We start from the raw sequence: 14,273 nt of genomic DNA on the forward strand, positions 1-14,273 counted from the left end.
GGGGGTGGTGATGTCTGACGTGCAAGGGATACTCGAAGCACTGGAGCGGGCCGATCGGGCTGCGGTGGACGTGGTGTTGGCAACGGTGGTCAAGGTTGAAGGCTCGGCCTATCGGCGCCCAGGCGCGCGCATGCTGATACCACGCGAAGGGCGTGCGGTGGGCACGGTCAGTGGTGGCTGCCTGGAGCAGGAACTGGTGAAAAAAGCCTGGTGGCTGACTGAATCGCAAACGGCTGTGATCCGCCGCTACAGCACCGCCGCCCATGAAGACGACGATGATGAAGAGGGGGCCGCGCTGACCTTTGGTCTGGGCTGTAATGGCACGGTGCATGTGCTGCTTGAGCGCCACCCGGCGGGTCAGCCTTCGGTGTTGCAGGACCTGTTGCGTGAGGTGCGTGCCACCGGTCAGCCCGCCGCGCTGGCGACCGTGCTGGCGGCGGGCGGTCACTCGGGCGAACGGCTCGGCACGCGCATGGGTGTTGGCGCGGTGTCGGCCGCGGGCCGCGGGTTTCGCTGTGACACCTTGCAGCAGCGTGTCGAGGCTGACTTACAGGTGACGTTGGCGGGCAAAAAATCCTCGCGCATGACCTATGGCGATGGGCTCCATGCCGTGGAAGTGTTTCTGGAGTACATCGCCCCGCAGCGGCGGCTGGTGATTTTTGGTGGCGGGCACGATGCGCAGCCGCTGGTGCAATTCGCCAAGGCGTTGAACTGGCATGTAGACGTGGTCGACGGGCGTGCGCATTTTGCCCGGCCCGAGCGCTTCCCCCTGGCCGACCGCGTACGCACGGTGCCCATCACTCGGCCCTTTGACGACGCGGCGCTGGTGGACGGCGCGGCGGTGGTGATCATGACCCACAGTTATCGTCAGGACCGGCATTGGCTGGCCAGCGTGTTGGCCTGTGCCCCTGCGTATATCGGGCAACTGGGCCCCCGGGAGCGCACCGAGCGCTTGCTGCAGGAACTGGGCAGTGCCGCACCTGTGGCCGGGCAACGGCCTGAACTGCACTATCCGGTGGGCCTGGACCTGGGCGGCGATACGCCACAAAGCGTGGCGCTGGCCATCGTCAGTGAAATCGCCGCCAGCCTGAACCAGCGCAACGGCGGCATGTTGAAGCACCGCACCTCGACGATTCATGAGCCCTTGCCTGCCCACCGCACGGCGCGGCTGGAGCCTGAGGCGCAGGTGCGGGGCGCACATGGGCACTGAGCCGATGGTAACGCGGCCGGTGGTTGCGGTGGTGCTGGCGGGTGGGTTAAGCCGGCGCATGGGGGCCGCCAACAAGTTGCTGTTGCCGGTGGCGGGCCAGCCTATGGTGCGCCACGCGGTGTTGATGGCGCTGCAATCGACTTGTCAGCGCGTGGTCGTGGTCGTGGTGCTGGGGCATGAGGCTGGGCGCGTGCGTCAGGCGCTGCTCGATCTGCCGGTCACCTATGTGGTTAACCCGGCATTTTCTGAAGGCCTGGGCGCATCGGTACGTGCGGGGGCACTGGCCGTCGACCCCGGTGAAGCCGTGGTGTTTTGCCTGGCGGACATGCCGGGTCTCGACGCTGCCGTGGTTGACCACTTGATCCGTGCCTACCGTGCCAACCCGGGGTTTATGGGGTTTCAGGCCAGCGTCGACAGCCGGCGCGGCAACCCGGTGTTGTGGTCGCCCGGTAGCGTCGCAGCGTTGCAAGTCTTGAGTGGTGATCAAGGGGGGCGGCCGCTTTTACGCCGTTATCCGGCGCGCATCCTGCCCGTCGAGGTGGGGTGCAAAGAGGTAACCGTGGATGTTGATACGCCGCAGGACTATTGGCATGTCTATAATCGCCGCTCATTCTTCCCGCCCACAGAACTGTCGAGACCTTTATGACTATCTCTCTGTACGCCGCTTCCGTTCCCGTATTCAAGCAAATGCTCAACGCCCTGAGTGGCGTTCTGACCAAGGCTGAAGCGCACGCCACTGCTAAAAACATCGACCCGAGCGTATTTTTGCAAGCGCGCCTGGCACCGGACATGTTCCCGTTGGTGCGTCAGGTGCAAATCGCGGTGGATTTCGCCAAGGGCGTGTCGGGCCGTCTGGCTGAAGTTGAATTGCCGAAGTACGAAGACGGCGAAGCCACTTTTGCTGAGTTGCAGGCATTGATCAGCAAAGTGCTGGCGTTCCTGGACAGCCTCAAGGCCGATCAAATCGATGGCAAAGAGGGCATCGAAATCATCACTCGCCAGGGCACGCCTAAAGAAAAACGCTTCACTGGCCAGGCTTACCTGCTGACCTACGGCTTGCCGCAGTTCTTCTTTCACGTGACCACGGCTTACGCGATCCTGCGCCACAATGGCGTTGAAATAGGCAAGCGCGATTACATGGGCGCGTTCTGATCGAGGCTGAGTGCCCTCATGGGTGACGCCTGTAAGGCGTTACCTTATGTTCTGTACGAAATGTATCCGTACTGAGGTGGGGTTGCATTGAACTCGGGCCCGGAATGCTTGCCTGCACGTCCTGGCCTGTTTTCGCTTTAACGGAATGTCGCGTTTAATGTATACACTTAGTGTAGATATTTAGAGCGCTTGACGATAACTCGATAAAAAATCGATATTGTGTGCGTATCAACTGATTCAATCGAGTTTGACCGGCGAGCCTGTTGCCCGGTAAGTGATGTATTTGAAGGGGTGGTATTTAAACAGGTGTCAGATAAGTCCCAGTTTGGCTGCTATCACAAGGGCTTGTTTATTGTTGGAAGCGCCCAGTTTTCTATAAATACTGCTTAAATGGAAGTTTACCGTACGCGATGACAAGCTAAGAATTTCTGCAATCTCGGATGCCGTTTTACCCAGGCCATGCCATTGCAGTACTTCGATTTCTCTTGCCGTAGGGCTGGGGGCCGGATTCTTGAACGTTGAGGTGGGCAGGCATTTGTCCATAAAACAGGCATGAAGTCGGGAGCACAACCACATGACCTGGCCGCCGTTGTCAATGAGGTCCTGCTCCGTAAACGGCTGGTGTGTTCTGAGCACCGTGATCAGGCTAATCACGCCCGTATGGTCGTGCAGCGCCTGAGACCACCCGTGGTTGCCCGGGGGGCCCGTCACCAGTACCTTGAGTTTGGGGCAGGCTTCGACACTCCATGTCAGCGGCAGCACACTGGCGAGGCAATGGCGAATTATCGGGCTGTCCCAGATCTGGCTGGGTGTTTCATAGGGTTGCATGATGTGCGGCGCAATATTGGTGAGCACGGTGCCGTGGTTTCTGTTTAACAGCGGGGAGGGGATCATGCGGAAGATAAAATAATCGAAACCTAACGCGCGGATCGACTTCTGCGCATAGTCATATAATTCGATTATATTTTTTTCTGAAATATTCAAGTGGCTTGAATAGCGGGTCAAGTGTCCCATCGATAAAACTCCATCGCCAATCAGACGTGACGGTGCTCCTTGATAATAAGTTTGATGATATGGAAGTTTCCTACGGATTAACAGTGATTAATGCACTGTTGTCATGCCTGTGCTGCGCAGAATGCTGACAGCCAACTTGAAGGTGTGCTTAAAGTTTAAGGTTTTATACGGCGGCATTGAATAAGTTAGGCTTGAGCAAGAAGAACCTGCCAGGCTGTTTAGGCTGGGCGCTGTTGGCCATCGCTGCTGCGTGTGATGACGATTGAGGTTTTACTGGGCCAGGTCAAGTCGGCGCAAGGCATAAGCACATGCCTTGCGCGCTCAAAGGGGGGTCAGGCCTTATCTTCCTTGGACAGGCAAGCGGCAGCTGTAAACAGCACGTCGGTGGACGAGTTGAGCGCTGTTTCGGCCGAATCCTGCAGGATGCCGATGATGAAGCCTACGGCGACCACTTGCATTGCAATCTCGCTCGGAATGCCGAACAGGCTACACGCCAGCGGAATCAGCAATAGTGAGCCGCCGGCAACACCCGATGCGCCGCATGCGCACACCGCGGCCACCACACTGAGCAAGACGGCAGTGGGCAAGTCGACGACGATCCCTAAGGTGTGCACAGCGGCCAGGGTCAACACTGTAATGGTGATGGCGGCACCCGCCATATTGATGGTGGCCCCCAGCGGGATGGACACCGAGTAGGTGTCTTTATGTAGCCCCAAACGTTCGCTCAATGCCATGTTTACGGGGATGTTGGCCGCCGAACTGCGGGTGAAAAATGCGGTAATGCCGCTTTCGCGCAGGCACAGAAACACCAGAGGGTAGGGGTTGCGACGCAGTGTCCAGAATACGATCAGCGGGTTGACGACCAAGGCCACGAACAACATGCACCCAATCAGCACCACCAACAGGTGCAGGTAGCCCAGCAATGCGTGAAAACCCGAGGTGGCGAGGGTTGAGGCCACGAGACCGAAAATGCCCAATGGCGCAAAGCGAATCACCACGCGCACGATCACGGTGACACCGTCGGACAGGTCGCTGATCACGGTGCGCGTGGTTTCACTGGCGTGGCGGATGGCAATACCCAGCCCGATAGCCCAGGCCAGAATGCCGATAAAGTTGGCGTTGGCCAGCGCGCTGATCGGGTTGTCGACCACGTTCAGCAGTAGGCTCTGCATCACATCACTGATACCGCCGGGTGCGGCCACCGTGATGTTCTCAGTGGCCAGCACCAGGTGGGAAGGAAACAGCATACTGGCCACAACCGCGACTACGGCGGCGGCAAATGTTCCGATCAGATAAAGCACCAGAATCGGACGGATATGGGTTTCCTGGCCTCGCTTGTGGTTGGCGATCGAAGCCATCACCAGCACAAAGACCAGAATCGGTGCCACGGCCTTCAGGGCACTGACGAACACCTTGCCGATAAACGTTACCGATAATGCCGCTGCGGGCGCTAGCCAGGCCAGTAAAATACCGGCAACCAGCCCGATGACAATCTGAGTCACCAGGCTGGTCTGTTTTAGCCGCTGTAGAAAAGAAGAGGAAGCATCAGTCATAAAGGCGTCTCTAATTGTTGTAGGTGTCGCATTCGAAGTACGTGCAGCGAACGGCAACAAATAGGTAAGGGCACCCGAGCTGTTCGGGCGGTCAGCAGGCGGCTATGAAGCAGGCGCGAGTACGGCGCACATTGATATGATTAATGTCGCGCTGAAAATCAGATTTTATCATATTGGATGTAGGATAATTCCTTGGTGAACAGCAATCTGCTGCACTTGCAATGGGGGCTTCTAGTGTTCACGCCCACTTGCCCCTGAATCATTCTGTTACCATCGCGCTTCCCCCTCTTTATTTACGTCAGTGAGCCATTTGGCTGTCGCTGGCATCGCTGTTTCTGGAGTTATTCATGTTGTTGCCCATCCTGCTGCTGTCCGCGGCCGGTTTTACCGTGCTGACGACGGAGTTCATTATCGTCGGGCTGTTGCCGTCCATCGCCAGGGACTTGGAGGTCAGCGTGTCCCAGGCAGGGCTGCTGGTGACGCTGTTCGCCTTCACCGTGGCTGCGTTGGGGCCGTATTTGACGGCTTACTTCGCGCGTTTTAAACGCAAGCCCCTGTTTATTGCCATTTTGTTGATGTTCGCGTTTGCCAATGCGGTCGCGGCGCTGGCACCGAATATCTGGGTCATGGCCTTTGCCCGCTTGCTGCCGGCTTTGGGGCTGCCGGTGTTTTGGGCGTTGGCCAGCGAAACGGCGGTGGATATCGTCGGGCCGCAATACGCAGGGCGAGCGATTGCCAAGATCGGCTTCGGGATTGTGTGTGCGACGGTGTTTGGTATACCGGTAGGCACGCTGATTTCGGATGCGTGGGGATGGCGCAGTGCATTTGCGATTCTGGCGGTGGTGGCGCTCGCCAAAGCGTTATTGCTGTGGTGCTTTTTACCGGTAACGGCCGCGAAGGAGGGCGTTTCGCTGCGCTCCCAGTTTGGCATGCTGCGCAGCCCGCTGATGATCGGTCATATTCTGCTGTCGGTGCTGGTGTTCAGTGGCATGTTTACCGCTTATACCTACCTGGCTGACATTCTGCAGAGCTTGGCGGGCTTTGACGGCACTGTGGTGGGCTGGTGCTTGATGGGGTTTGGGGCCGTGGGTCTGATTGGCAACGCCCTGGGCGGGCGCATGGTGGACCATCACCCACTCATCGCATCGATTGTGTTTTGCGCCTTGATGGTCGGTGCGATGGTGGCGTTGGTGCCGAGCATCCATTCCATCCTGGCCCTGGCGGCCGCGCTGGGTGTTTGGGGGGTAACCCAGTCGGCGCTGTTTTTGGTCAGCCATGTGCGCTTGATGAAAGCCGCACCTCATGCACCGGCCTTCGCGGCTTCGCTGAATATTGCCGGTGGCAACCTGGGGATTGGTCTGGGAGCGATGGTCGGTGGGCGTGTCATTGATAACTACGGCCTGGGCAGCCTTGGGTTCGCGGCCGCAGCCTTTATTCTGATCTCGATTGTACTCGCGTGGTGGCTGATGACCGCCAGACCCCGCGTGCCCTGCATTTAATGACCGACCTCGGTAAACAGTTGAAGCCGGGCACCTTCGGTAATCGCGACGATGCCGGGGTGTCGAACTTTGCGTTCAACTGTAATGGCGTAAAACGATTCGGTCACCGCGTCCGTTTGGCCAATGAGTTTCACGTCGAATTGGCGCATGACTTCCTGGGCGATCACGCTGGGGGCGATAAACACGCCGATTCCGGACTGGCCAAACGCCTGCATCAAGGCGCTGTCATCAAACTCGCCCACGATACGCGGCTGAATATTCTGTTCGGCCAGCCAGCGAAGCAAGCGGCTGCGTATAACGGTTTCGGGGCCTGGAATCAGTAGCGGTGCGCCTTGCAGGCAGTGCGGGAAGCTTTCGCTATAGCGGCTGGCCAATGCCGGTGTGGCAAAAAAGCTGATGCCGCACTCACCGAGTTTCTGGCTCAACCCCTTGATATCCAGATGAGAAGGCATCGGGCTGTCGGATATCACCAGATCAAGGCGCTGGATCGCCAGGTCAGCCAGTAGCCGATCAAGCTTGTCTTCACGGCAGGTGATGCGAATGCCTTCACCCAGTTCCATGGTTGGCGCAATCAGTCGGTAGACAATGGATTTGGGTACAACGTCGGCGACGCCGACCCTGAACAGAATCTGCTGTTCTTCGGGTGCCATGCGCAGCAGGCTTTCCAGCTCATTACCGGTCTGGAAAATGTGCTCGGCATAGGGTAATACCTGTCGCCCGGTCTCTGTCAGTTCCAGTTGTCGGCCGACCCGGCGAAACAGCGGCAGGCCGTAGGTCTCTTCCAGCAGACTGATTTGGCCGCTGATGGTCTGCGGGGTCAGGTTCAACTGCTCGCAAGCGCGCACAATGCTGCCAGTCTTGGCCACGACCCAAAAGTAATGTAGTTGGCGGTAATTCAGCATCGGCGTTGAACACTTCGTAAAAATCGAAGTATAGCGCTTAAAAAAACGAATTTTCCTGAAGTGTTTGTCGCTCTAGACTGCCGCGCTATTCGCCGGCCGTGTTGATGGCTGCTGGTTTAAAGAGGAAAGTGATGATGAGTAAGAAAACAGGTGGGGTGCTGCTGATTGTTTCGGTGCTGTTGCTGGGCGGTTGTGACCAGGCCGAAAAAGCTGCGCAGCAAGCCTTGAACAAAACCGCCGAAGCCGCCAGGCAGGCCATTGATGACACCCATCAAGCCGCCTCGCAGGCCCTCAGCGACGCCACTGGCGGGCTGATCGTGCTTGAGAAAGAACCACAACCTGATGACGCGCCTAAAGCGTCATCGCACGCTATTTAACGGGTTTTACCGCGGAGTCAGAACACATTGATGGACTATCTTTTACAACTGGCTGCCAGCCCCGCAGCCTGGATCGCACTGGCAACGTTGATTGTGATGGAAATCGTGCTGGGCATCGATAACCTGATCTTTATTTCGATTTTGACCAACAAGTTGCCCGAGCAATACCGCACCAAAGCTCGCCGTATCGGCATCAGTATGGCGCTGATTTTGCGTTTGGGTTTGCTCAGTACCGTGGCATACATCGTGCAACTGACGGCACCGGTGTTCGAGGTGTTGGGGCAGGCATTCTCCTGGAAGGACATGATTCTGATCGCGGGTGGCCTGTTCCTTGTGTGGAAGGCCACCACCGAAATTCACCACAGCATGATCCCTGAAACGCAAACCAAGCCTGACAGTGTTTCGTCCAAAGTGACGCTGGGTTTCGCTGCGGCAATCGGTCAAATCCTAATGCTGGACCTGGTGTTTTCCATCGACAGCATCATCACTGCGGTGGGCATGACTGAGCATTTGCCGATCATGGTCATTGCGGTGGTGGTGGCGGTTCTGGTGATGTTGCTGGCTTCGGAGCCGCTCGCCAACTTCATCAATGAAAACCCGACCGTGGTGATGCTGGCTCTGGCATTCCTGATCATGATCGGCATGACGCTGATTGCAGAAGGTTTTGGTGCACACGTACCGAAGGGCTATGTGTACGCGGCAATGGCGTTCTCTGCCACTGTCGAAACCCTGAACATTCTGGCACGACGGGTGCGAGAAAAACGTCAGAGTGCACGCAAGGCGTAATAACGCGCGATTGTTGGCATCCAAAAGCCGCCCACTCCATTAGAAGGAGGGGCGGCTTTTTTAATGGGCGTTGGCCGTGTGTGTCGCCGGTTTCTCAGGTGCCGCTACAGGGGCAGGTTCGGATTTGGCTTGTGCTGGTGGTGCGTGATGACGGCTGATGCGCATCAGGCCCCACAACATGGCGGCAGCGACACTCAACCAGCCAGTGATCAGCATGAAGATAGTCAATGATGGGCTCATCAGTGCCTCCTGTGCCCTTCAGGGCATAAACACGTACTAAGCAGTGAACAGTCTAGCCTGTGCTGTATTGCCGTCTATTGACCAAAAGTCGTGCGGGGCCAACTCATTTGTTCTATCCGGGCGCTTGCACTGCGGCTTAAGGCTATACCTCGTCGGGTTGGCATCCTATGATCCACACCCATACAGGGCCTCAAGGCCCGACACGTATTCAGAGTGAGGGCGTATGCGGGGAGTGATTGGGCTGAGTGCACCATGGCGGTGGTTGGCAGCGTTTCTGTGCGTGGCAATAGCGGGATGCGCCACTGTCGAACCGCCGGGTATCCGCCAGTTGCCAGAACGGGTTGAACTCAATGGCGTGCCGTTTTTTCGTGGCCAGGCCCATCAAAGCGGCCCGCATGTGTTGGCCAGTATGCTGGGAGAGCAACGAATCAGAATGACGCCAGGCTTGCTGGTCAAACCCCTGAGGTTGCCTGGTGCCGAAGCCGACTTGCAAAACAGCATGGTGCAACTGGCGATGGAGTACGGGTTGGTGGTGTACCCGTTGAACCCCACGTTGTCGGCGCTGCTGACCCAGGTGGCAGCAGGTTACCCGGTGATGCTGCGTTTCAGTGACGGCAGGGTCTGGTCCGAACCGCGTTACGCCATGCTGGTGGGCTATGACCGTGCCAAGCACACCGTTTTGTTGCGTGCCGGCATGGAGCGGCGACGTGTCATGGACTTTGACACATTCGAGTCTGACTGGAAGAAAGCCGGCAGTTGGGCGGTGCTGATTGTGTCGCCAGAGCAACTGCCAGCCAATGTCGACAAGGCGCGCTGGTTGAAAGCGGCCAACGACTTGTCCCGTGCAGGTCAGGAGCAGGCTGGCAACAGGGCTATTCAGGCCTTGAACCACTAACTGCTGCCGACCTGGTGGGGTGGGCTTAGAAACCGAACTTGTCGCGCAGGCTGTAGTACCAGGCACCCAGCGCTGTCAGTGGTGTACGCAGTAACTGGCCGCCGGGGAATGGATAGTGCGGTAAGTCGGCAAATGCATCGAAGCGTTCAGCCTGGCCGCGCAGGGCCTCGGCCAGTACCTTGCCGGCCAGGTGGGTGTAGGTCACGCCGTGGCCGCTGCAGCCTTGCGAATAATAGAGGTTGTCACCGATACGCCCGACCTGAGGCAGGCGAGACAATGTCAGCAGAAAGTTGCCCGTCCAGGCGTAATCAATTTTCACATCCTTAAGCTGCGGAAAGGCTTTGAGCATTTTCGGCCGGATGATCGCCTCGATATTGGCCGGGTCCCGTGCGCCATACACGACACCACCTCCAAAAATGAGGCGCTTGTCGCCTGACAGGCGATAGTAGTCGAGGAGGTAGTTGCAGTCTTCGACGCAATAATCCTGGGGCAGCAGGGATTGGGCCAGCGCCTCGCCCAAGGGTTCGGTGGTGATGACCTGAGTGCCACAGGGCATTGATTTGGAGGCCAGCTCCGGCACCAGATTACCGAGGTACGCATTGCCCGCCACGATGATGAACTTGGCCCTGACTTTGCCCTGTGGGGTATGCACCACAGGGCTGGCACCGCGTTCGATGCGGACTGCCGGGGAGTGTTCATGGATGGTGCCGCCCAAGGATTCAACGGCCGCTGCTTCCCCCAGCGCCAGGTTAAGCGGGTGAATATGGCCGCCGCTCATGTCCAGTAACCCGCCTTGATACAGGTCGCAGGCAACGACTTCGCGGATACGGTGCTGGTCCAGTAGCTCCAGTTGGGTGTTGCCGAACCGTTCCCAGAGTTTTTTCTGGGATTCCAGGTGACCCATCTGTTTGCCAGTGATGGCGGCAAATACGCCGCCGTCTTTCAAGTCGCACTGGATCTGATACTTGGCGACTCGCTCGCGGATAATCCGCCCGCCCTCAAATGCCATTTCGCCCAGAAGCTGTGCCTGCCTGGCACCCACTGTGCGTTCGATCACATCGATATCGCGGCTATAGCTGTTCACGATCTGACCGCCATTACGCCCGGAAGCGCCAAAGCCCACTTTAGCGGCTTCGAGTACGGTGACCTTGAAACCGTGTTCCAGCAAAAACAGTGCGCTGGATAACCCGGTATAGCCTGCACCAATTACGCAGACGTCGGTTTCCACGTCATCCTGCAGGGCGGGGCGATTCGGGGCCGGGTTAGCCGAAGCTGCATAGTAAGACTGGGGATAGGACGTGTTCGACATTCTGCAGCCTCTGTTTTATATTTTTTACGAGTGAAGTTGATGCTACCTGAGTTGAAATCCCCTCGCCAACCACCCGCCGCCGGGTATTTTTACGGCTCAAATAAATAATTCGACTATTCATAGGCTTAGCTGCAAAAAAGGTGTTGACACCCCTCCGCAAATCTATAGAATGCGACCCCACAGCAGGCACGTAGCTCAGTTGGTTAGAGCACCACCTTGACATGGTGGGGGTCGTTGGTTCGAGTCCAATCGCGCCTACCAAACAAAATCCGCTCTGCTGGGCGGTCCAAAAGGGCTCACCGAAAGGTGAGCCCTTTTTTGTGTAAGCGCGCGCCAGATTTGGCATTGGTTGACGCAGACTTTGGCACCGGTGCGCCCGGTAGGCATCTGTTTTTTTAGCTCTACATTTGGCACCACAAAGCAGGTCGTCGGTGCTTACAGCAGCGAGTGGAGGAACAGTGCCAAGCCACGCAGTGGCCAGAAGGATGCCGATACCAGCAAGGTTAGCAACGTGCTGACCAACAACCCCAGGACAAGCACGGCGTACCACTTTCGTCGCTGGCCTCACCCCGCAAGGTGCGGGCGAGGATGTCGCGGTCTTTCTCTGTTGCAGTCATGACTTTTCTCCAGACAAAAAAACCTCAACTGAGGGGCTTGGTTTTTAGCTTCTTGGGTCCGTCGCCGGTAACACCTCGCGTGGGGCTTCGGCAGCCCCGCCCAAAAGCTCGACCACCATTTCGTAGTTCGGAATCACCTTGAGAAGATGATTCCCGGCGAGGTGCTTGGCCGAAGCGCTCCCGGAAAATCCGACCGTAAAGGTAAAAATGTATTCCTCCTCCAGCCGCTCGACGTTCGGCCAGACAACGACCTCTCCCGACGCCATAACAGCCACCCCGCCCGACGTCCCGAAGATGCAACGGAACCCCTCAGGCGCAGTCGGGGCGCTGATCGTGTAGAGCCAGCTAGGGACGTCCTGGTCTCGGCTGAATTCGTAGATATGTACTGGCTGCATGATTTCCGCCTTAGATGTTGATGAGCGACTTCTCGGTAATCCCGAGCGACGCGCTGGAGTGGTTTACGAAAGCACTGTCCAGCGACACGCTGCCTGGCAGGCCGAAGATGATCCGGATCGGGTAGTACTGCGTGGCCCCGCCATCCCCCACCGGAGACATAAACGTCGCGACGACCGACGGCGAACCGAGAGAGTTCCCCTCAAGGTACGCACCGGCCTTGAAGTCGGGCGTCACGAACTCTTGGCCGTTGCCCGAGAACACCGAGCCGGTGTCTTTCACGGAATCGCAAAACTGCGTGATCAGGCCGCAGGAACCGCAATCGCGCATTTCGTTGTTTGTCATCTGCACGCGCTTGATGCTGCGCAGGGAAATCCCGCTGCGGTTCAGCGCAGTGGCTGTGGTTTCGCTAGCCGGCGCGGAGCCGGTTCGCCCACAACGCAGAGCTGTGTTACCCGTGAGCACGACCGAGGCTTTGTTGGCGACGATCATGCCGGCACCAGGCATGTCGATAAAAGTGTTCCCGCTGATCGGCGAGCTAAGTCGGGTGTTACCCCAAATCGTGTCGCTGGGGATATGAAGGCCGACGCCCGAGGCCCTGGATATGGTGTTTTCAGCCACATTCGCATCACCAAAAACCCGAATGCCGTCGCCGACGATGTCGTCAATATTGTTGCCCCACAGGGATACCGATTTTTGCAGCTGGGTGGTGATGCCGCTGCTTGCCAGGCGCGTCGTGGTCTCCAGTTTCCCGGATCGGTAAATAGTGTTGGAGTCCAGTTCAATACCGACCGATGCATCGGCCAGCGCGGTGGCGGTGCGGTCCAGTGCGTAGATTCCATGCTCATAGGCGTCATGAATGGTGTTGTCATGCACTTTGACCCGCAGGTTGGACGGTGCATTGCCGCCGCCGAGAACGGTAATGGCACCGCAAGTCACGACACCGGAAGAACCGACCATTAAGGACTTGGCACCGGCACGGTGGATCGTGTTGTGGTGCGCCACCGAGTCCTCGGCCGGCGCGAACAGAATCGCGTGATACCGCGTCATGTTGATCAGGTTGTGGTGAACCTGAATGTTCTTGTTCCGGGCCGGTGCAATCCGGTTGACCATCTCACCCACACCGACACCGTTATCGCCGATGTAAAACTGACGGTTGGACGCCACCTCAATGTCTTCGCACCACTCCACCACGAACACCGCGTTGCCCTTCTGCCAGAAGGTTTCCGGGTTGAACTGGCGGTTGTTCATGATCTCACCGCCCTTGACGGCCTTAATCCACAACTGCGAGCCACGAATCGAACTCAAGGTGTTCTTGTTGAGGTTAATGTTCGTCGACTGCACGGCGGTCAGCCCGCCCACCGCGACCGTGCCTTGAGCCACGATGCCATCCCAGGCGAAGTCATAGACCGTCGTGCCAATCACATCGCAGTCATGACAATCTTTAAAGGAGATAGCAAAGGCGTAATTGGCCGACAGCCGAGTGCCCGTGAGGATGCTGCCGTTTTCGGCCTCATCGCGCACAATCTGCCCGTCCATTTCGATGGTGCCGAACTTCACGTCGATGCAGGAGGTCAGCGAAAAAATGCCCTTGCTGCCCATTTTGTGCAGTGACCCGGCGCCCTCGATGCGCTTGCCGAAATAGCCCTGTAGGAGAACAGAACCGGCCAAGCCGACGCCGTAACGCCCTTTCGGGATCACCGTCTTATAGACACTTTTGACTGCGGCTTCGATGGACGGCCGGTTATCAAAGCCAGTCTTGCTCACCGCGTCCCAATCGGCCACCGCCCCGAACATCGGAATGGTGTAGTAGTCCGCGACCTGACGCACGAAGCAGCCCAACGCGCCCGGGTTGGCTTCGCCGATCCCGAGCAAATAGTTAGCCAAGGTGGCTTTGGTGCCGTTCCACGGTACGGTCGGACTGAAGATCGTCCCGCCGTTGTGGGCCGAGCGTGGCATGACCGGGTCGTAATACAGCCGGCCGCCACCGCCATTGTTTATTCCCGGATGATAGCAACTCAGAATCACAGTCACTTCTGACCGACGCGGGGCAGACACCAGCTCAACCACGCTTGCCACGGTTACTGTGCCGCGCAGCAACACAGTCTCCATGGCCTGGCGCGCTTGTTTGGCCAGCGATGGCACCCACCCCGCCTCGGTGAGCACGTCGGTTTCATCATCACCATGCACAAACTGATACTGTTTTTCAGACGATGCGTTGGCCATCGCGGAGGCCTCAGACAGCAGGCCGGCGTAGGCCTCCAACGCTGAAATATCCGTCATTTGCTTATCTCCAGGCGAAAAAACCGCCTAAGCGGGTTGTGCA

14 protein-coding genes and 1 tRNA gene are annotated in these 14,273 nt (G+C 57.8%); 8 read left to right on the forward strand and 7 right to left on the reverse strand.

The features are described 5' to 3' along the window. Nucleotides 1-10 precede the first annotated feature (10 nt). Genes Q1W15_RS12215 through Q1W15_RS12225 form a run of 3 tightly spaced genes read left to right on the forward strand, consistent with a single transcriptional unit; the run spans nucleotide 11 to nucleotide 2,362 of the window. Nucleotides 11-1,210 (forward strand): XdhC family protein, encoded by a 1,200-nt coding sequence (locus tag Q1W15_RS12215; RefSeq protein WP_300728529.1) that lies wholly within the window; start codon nucleotides 11-13, stop codon nucleotides 1,208-1,210. Beyond that, on the forward strand, nucleotides 1,200-1,856 hold the full coding sequence (locus Q1W15_RS12220) for a nucleotidyltransferase family protein (protein WP_300728531.1): 657 nt from the start codon (nucleotides 1,200-1,202) through the stop codon (nucleotides 1,854-1,856). Before Q1W15_RS12215 ends, Q1W15_RS12220 begins: the two co-directional genes overlap by 11 nt. Next, nucleotides 1,853-2,362, forward strand: a complete 510-nt coding sequence (locus Q1W15_RS12225) for a DUF1993 family protein (protein WP_300728534.1) — start codon at nucleotides 1,853-1,855, stop codon at nucleotides 2,360-2,362. Before Q1W15_RS12220 ends, Q1W15_RS12225 begins: the two co-directional genes overlap by 4 nt. Nucleotides 2,363-2,671: 309 nt before the next feature. On the opposite strand, the gene Q1W15_RS12230 is transcribed toward Q1W15_RS12225, so the two are convergent. Together Q1W15_RS12230 and sstT are read right to left on the reverse strand one after the other, a co-directional pair. Then, the gene (locus Q1W15_RS12230; RefSeq protein ID WP_300728537.1) at nucleotides 2,672-3,376 is read right to left on the reverse strand and encodes a LuxR family transcriptional regulator; all 705 of its coding nucleotides are present in this window, start codon (nucleotides 3,374-3,376) and stop codon (nucleotides 2,672-2,674) included. Nucleotides 3,377-3,708: 332 nt separating this feature from the next. Further along, nucleotides 3,709-4,929, reverse strand: coding sequence for a serine/threonine transporter SstT (gene sstT, locus Q1W15_RS12235; RefSeq protein ID WP_300728539.1), 1,221 nt, complete (start codon nucleotides 4,927-4,929; stop codon nucleotides 3,709-3,711). A 347-nt stretch (nucleotides 4,930-5,276) separates the two neighbouring features. On the opposite strand from sstT, the gene Q1W15_RS12240 reads away from it, so the two are divergent. Then, complete coding sequence (locus Q1W15_RS12240; RefSeq protein ID WP_300728542.1) at nucleotides 5,277-6,428, forward strand: MFS transporter; 1,152 nt, start codon at nucleotides 5,277-5,279, stop codon at nucleotides 6,426-6,428. Here the strand turns inward: Q1W15_RS12240 and nhaR are convergent. After that, nucleotides 6,425-7,330: a transcriptional activator NhaR gene (nhaR, locus tag Q1W15_RS12245; protein ID WP_300728545.1), complete on the reverse strand. Its 906-nt coding sequence runs from the start codon at nucleotides 7,328-7,330 to the stop codon at nucleotides 6,425-6,427. The genes Q1W15_RS12240 and nhaR overlap by 4 nt on opposite strands. 131 nt (nucleotides 7,331-7,461) lie before the next feature. Between nhaR and Q1W15_RS12250 the strand changes: the two genes are divergently transcribed. After that, nucleotides 7,462-7,707: a hypothetical protein gene (locus tag Q1W15_RS12250; protein WP_300728548.1), complete on the forward strand. Its 246-nt coding sequence runs from the start codon at nucleotides 7,462-7,464 to the stop codon at nucleotides 7,705-7,707. A 30-nt stretch (nucleotides 7,708-7,737) separates the two neighbouring features. Beyond that, the gene (locus Q1W15_RS12255) at nucleotides 7,738-8,493 is read left to right on the forward strand and encodes a TerC family protein (protein ID WP_300728551.1); all 756 of its coding nucleotides are present in this window, start codon (nucleotides 7,738-7,740) and stop codon (nucleotides 8,491-8,493) included. Between the two features lie 60 nt (nucleotides 8,494-8,553). On the opposite strand, the gene Q1W15_RS12260 is transcribed toward Q1W15_RS12255, so the two are convergent. Beyond that, nucleotides 8,554-8,733 (reverse strand): hypothetical protein, encoded by a 180-nt coding sequence (locus Q1W15_RS12260; RefSeq protein ID WP_300728554.1) that lies wholly within the window; start codon nucleotides 8,731-8,733, stop codon nucleotides 8,554-8,556. A 223-nt stretch (nucleotides 8,734-8,956) separates the two neighbouring features. Between Q1W15_RS12260 and Q1W15_RS12265 the strand changes: the two genes are divergently transcribed. Next, the gene (locus Q1W15_RS12265; protein WP_300728557.1) at nucleotides 8,957-9,628 is read left to right on the forward strand and encodes a peptidase C39 family protein; all 672 of its coding nucleotides are present in this window, start codon (nucleotides 8,957-8,959) and stop codon (nucleotides 9,626-9,628) included. A 25-nt stretch (nucleotides 9,629-9,653) separates the two neighbouring features. Here the strand turns inward: Q1W15_RS12265 and Q1W15_RS12270 are convergent, their stop codons facing one another. Next, nucleotides 9,654-10,937 (reverse strand): FAD-binding oxidoreductase, encoded by a 1,284-nt coding sequence (locus tag Q1W15_RS12270; RefSeq protein WP_300728560.1) that lies wholly within the window; start codon nucleotides 10,935-10,937, stop codon nucleotides 9,654-9,656. A 184-nt stretch (nucleotides 10,938-11,121) separates the two neighbouring features. Here Q1W15_RS12270 and Q1W15_RS12275 point away from each other — a divergent pair. Continuing rightward, nucleotides 11,122-11,198: transfer RNA gene (locus Q1W15_RS12275), tRNA-Val, on the forward strand. A 400-nt stretch (nucleotides 11,199-11,598) separates the two neighbouring features. Here Q1W15_RS12275 and Q1W15_RS12280 read toward each other — a convergent pair. Continuing rightward, nucleotides 11,599-11,949: a hypothetical protein gene (locus Q1W15_RS12280; RefSeq protein ID WP_300728563.1), complete on the reverse strand. Its 351-nt coding sequence runs from the start codon at nucleotides 11,947-11,949 to the stop codon at nucleotides 11,599-11,601. Nucleotides 11,950-11,959: 10 nt separating this feature from the next. Then, nucleotides 11,960-14,230, reverse strand: a complete 2,271-nt coding sequence (locus tag Q1W15_RS12285; RefSeq protein WP_300728566.1) for a right-handed parallel beta-helix repeat-containing protein — start codon at nucleotides 14,228-14,230, stop codon at nucleotides 11,960-11,962. Between the last annotated feature and the right edge of the window lie 43 nt (nucleotides 14,231-14,273).

This window comes from Pseudomonas sp. (assembly GCF_030150285.1).
Classification (GTDB): Bacteria; Pseudomonadota; Gammaproteobacteria; order Pseudomonadales; family Pseudomonadaceae; genus Aquipseudomonas.